Source organism: Okeania sp. SIO2F4, from assembly GCF_010672385.1.
In the GTDB taxonomy this organism is placed as follows: Bacteria; Cyanobacteriota; Cyanobacteriia; order Cyanobacteriales; family Microcoleaceae; genus Trichodesmium.
The window spans coordinates 1-3935 of sequence record NZ_JAAHGT010000904.1 but is presented as its reverse complement, the minus strand read 5'-3'; the positions used below and the strand labels follow the sequence as shown (position 1 = coordinate 3935).

The following is a 3935-nucleotide window of genomic DNA, read 5'->3' as shown; positions in this document are numbered from 1 at the left end:
CAAAACAGGCAAAAACTTATTCTCTGCCAATAAAGGCATAGGGTAAACCTGACCCCCCGCCAAATACACCCCACCACTATGAGAAGGATAACCAGGGTCTTGCAATAAAGCAAAATCCCCAGGATTGAGCACAGCCAGAGGTAGATGAGCCGTACCCTCCTGGGAACCAATTAAAGGTAAAACTTCAGTTTCCGGATCTACAGAAATGCCAAACTTATTATTATACCACTGAGCTGCTGCCTGCCGAAAAGCTTCAGTGGTAGAAAACAAAGAATAACCATGAGTAGTAGAATCCTGTAGAGATTGAGCGATCGCTGACAAAGCATGGGAAGGCGCTGGTAAGTCAGAAGAACCTAGAGACAAATCTATCAAATCTTGTCCTGCTGCCTTAGCCCTTGCCTTAGCCCGATCCATATCAGCAAAGACATTAAAGCTTAGGGGTTCTAAACGTTTTGATAACTGCATTTTGATTTTATTTTTCAAATAAATTCTGCTAGGAAATTTAAGTAGGGCTTGCTGATTCAATCTAAAAAGCATTTTAATATCAAACCTTTAACCTTTTTTGTCCGAAAAAAGTGCAAGCTTTTTGCTTCTTTAAGCTTAAAATGTGAGGACTTTGAGCAGACAAGAGGGGAAAACTTGAGAGACAATTCCTCGGACCACATCCATTATCCATTATTGAACATCCCTAGTTTGTGAAGGCTTTCGGTAGAGAAGCGTCGGGAGGATGTCAAAACTAAACCTGCCCCTAAAAAAAATCAGGACAGGTTTTAATTAGGAGCTGACAACTTACCTAAAATTAGTACATTAGTGTGGAAAGTTTACTCACACATCATAATGTTTATGGATAATTAATATCTAATTCATGCTAAATGAGGTTCCAACATCTCAACTAATTTTGTCTGTGTAATGCTCCCATCATGGGAGAATAATATTTCTTCATTCCGAAACAGTTTAAGTACAGGAAGTCCTTGCACCTTATATAAATTGACTGTTTCCGGGTTAGGATCGACCTCCATCTTTACCACTTTCAGGCGATCGCTATACTCAGTGGCCACCTTTTCTATGGAAGGAGCTACCAATTTACATGGACCACACCAAGTAGCCCAAAAATAAGCCAATACAGGCTTTTCTGATTTTAGGACTTCAGCTTCAAACTCAGAATCAGTAATGACAATAACATTGCTACTCACCTTTTTTCCATTCCATATTTACTAAAATTTTCTAATAAAGATTTTCTATTATTGCTGTTCATTTTATCAAAACTACCATCTTTTCAATTCTTACCGTTAAACTTCCACAGAAAAGCATTTGGATAGATATTGAATTTAAGAAGAAGAAAGCAGTCAGACCCAAGAAATTAATTAATAAAGCAATACTTTTGACCTCCGTGTAGCGGTTGACTTTTAATTTTTGACTTTTGACTTCCTGGCAGCGGTTGACTCCTGACTTCTGGCTGAGGTAATAAAACTTTACATCAACTAACCCCCCACAAAGTCCTAACCTGATCCCAGCCTCTGATAGACTTTAACACTGGGAGAGCAAAATAAAAAAGCTTTCTTCAGCAGTTGGGAGAATAAAAATTCATGGATAACGTAATTGGTTTAGAAATTATCGAAGTAGTAGAGCAAGCAGCAATCGCCTCTGCTCGTTGGATGGGAAAAGGAGAGAAAAATACTGCAGACGAAGTAGCCGTAGAAGCTATGCGGGAACGCATGAACAAAATTCATATGCGGGGCCGCATCGTCATTGGAGAAGGGGAGCGAGATGAAGCGCCCATGCTCTACATTGGCGAAGAAGTAGGAATTTGTACTCAGCCTGATGCTGAAAAGGTCTGTGACATAGAACAGCTAGTCGAGATTGACATAGCAGTTGACCCTTGCGAAGGTACCAACCTAGTTGCCTATGGTCAAAATGGTTCTATGGCAGTATTAGCTATTTCTGAGAAAGGTGGTCTATTAGCAGCACCAGATGTTTATATGAAAAAACTAGCAGCACCAGCAGTAGCTAAAAATCATGTAGATATAAACAAATCTGCCACCGAAAACCTCAAGATTATTTCAGACTGCATGGAACGTGCTGTTGAGGAATTGGTGGTTGTAGTCATGGATCGCCCCCGTCATAAAGACCTAATTAATGAAATTCGTCAAGCAGGTGCCAGAGTTCGTCTCATTAGTGATGGTGACGTTTCTGCAGCAATTTCCTGTGCATTTTCTGGTACAAATATCCATGCTTTGATGGGTATTGGTGCAGCCCCAGAGGGAGTAATTTCTGCAGCAGCTATGCGTGCTTTAGGAGGCCATTTCCAAGGACAACTGATTTATGACCCAGCTATTGTTAAAACTGGTTTGATTGGAGAAAGCAAAGAAGATAACATGAAGCGACTCAAGGATATGGGTGTTGAAGATCCAGACAAAGTTTACAACGCTGAAGAGTTAGCTTCTGGAGAAACAGTGCTATTTGCAGCCTGTGGTATTACTCCTGGTACTTTAATGGAAGGAGTACGCTTCTTCCATAATGGTGCTCGTACCCAAAGTTTAGTTATTTCTTCTCAGTCAAAAACAGCTCGGTTCGTAGATACTGTGCATATGTTTGGAGAATCAAAAACACTGGAACTGAAATAGAAATAGTATTGGATAAATTGAGAGAATATCCAAACTAAAAAATGACTTACAAAATAACAGTCATCAGGTCATTTCAGTTATCAGCTATTAGTTATCAGTTATTCAGTTAGCTTCCTAGATTGGAACTTTCCTAGGTGATGCTACGCATTCATGTCGGCAATAGCTGTTTTGCTCCGCAACATGAAAAGCGTTTGCGGAGCATTCCGTAGGAAAGCTTTGCGGAACGTAAAACTTTTTCATATCCCGTAGCGAAATAGTAGCTGTGGCTGAAGCTCTATGCTTGAAAAACTGAAGTTGATTTTTTTTCATCCCCTATCTCAGGGGAGACTTGAGACCTTATTTTTTGGTCATAATTAATTTCTAATATCAATTCGGATGGTTTAGGAATTATTAGTGTTTTGGGGTGGGTTTTAAATTAAATATTTAGGTGCAAAAATTTTAACCATCCATTAAATAGTTAACAGTTAACATTTATCAAAGTTTATGGTGGTGGATTTTACCCTCCACTAAAGCACACCACTTATTGAAACAATTAAGTGGAGGTCTTCAACAAACCTGTTAAAAATATTAACTCTTGACTGATGGCTGATACCAGATACCTAAGATATGTTCATTAATGGATAATGAATAATGGATAATTACCTCTTTAACAATTGATAATTAACAATGGATAATGGATAATTATTTTTGAAATTATCAATTATCCATTATTAGAAGAGGCAATAAAGCCGAATAGATTAATTATCAATTATCAATTATCGATTATCCATTGGTAAAACCTGCCTCATTTTTTTTGAGTAAGTTATAATCGACACTAAAACGATATAAATTTATCCTAATTCATCCTTGAAGACTCCGCTCTTAAAAACCGGATTTGAATCAAAAAGAACAAAGAATTAACAAAATAAAAATTATATGAATATCGCAGTAATAGGACTTAGCCATAAAACAGCTCCAGTTGAAGTTCGAGAAAAATTAAGTATTCCAGAAACAGAAATACAAAATGCAATTTCTCAATTGTGTAGTGGAACTTATACTCAAGAAGTAGGAATTCTTAGTACGTGTAATCGTTTAGAAATTTATGTAGTTACTAATGAAATGCAGCCTGGTATTCGGGAAGTAACTCAGTTTCTTTCTGACTCTAGTAAAATACCTTTAAATCAGCTTCGTCCTCACTTATTTATGCTACTCCATGAAGATTCTATTATGCACTTAATGCGAGTTGCGGCTGGATTAGATAGTTTGGTATTGGGTGAAGGGCAAATTTTATCTCAGGTTAAACAAACTCATAAACTCGGACAACAATATAAG

Annotated in this window: 3 protein-coding genes and 1 pseudogene; 2 read left to right on the top strand and 2 right to left on the bottom strand. The window is 37.7% G+C overall.

Annotated elements, in window-relative coordinates; genetic code table 11:
- Positions 1-465, bottom strand: a 465-nt coding sequence (locus F6K22_RS34740; RefSeq protein ID WP_293108943.1) for an aminotransferase class I/II-fold pyridoxal phosphate-dependent enzyme, incomplete at its 3' end; no start/stop codon positions are given.
- Positions 466-863: 398 nt separating this feature from the next.
- On the bottom strand, positions 864-1193 hold the full coding sequence (locus tag F6K22_RS34735) for a thioredoxin family protein (protein ID WP_293108941.1): 330 nt from the start codon (positions 1191-1193) through the stop codon (positions 864-866).
- 393 nt (positions 1194-1586) lie between these two features.
- On the opposite strand from F6K22_RS34735, the gene glpX reads away from it, so the two are divergent.
- Both glpX and F6K22_RS34725 read left to right on the top strand, forming a co-directional pair.
- Positions 1587-2624, top strand: a complete 1038-nt coding sequence (glpX, locus tag F6K22_RS34730) for a class II fructose-bisphosphatase (RefSeq protein WP_293108939.1) — start codon at positions 1587-1589, stop codon at positions 2622-2624.
- A 915-nt stretch (positions 2625-3539) separates the two neighbouring features.
- Positions 3540-3935, top strand: a pseudogene (locus F6K22_RS34725) (glutamyl-tRNA reductase); the annotation flags it as partial.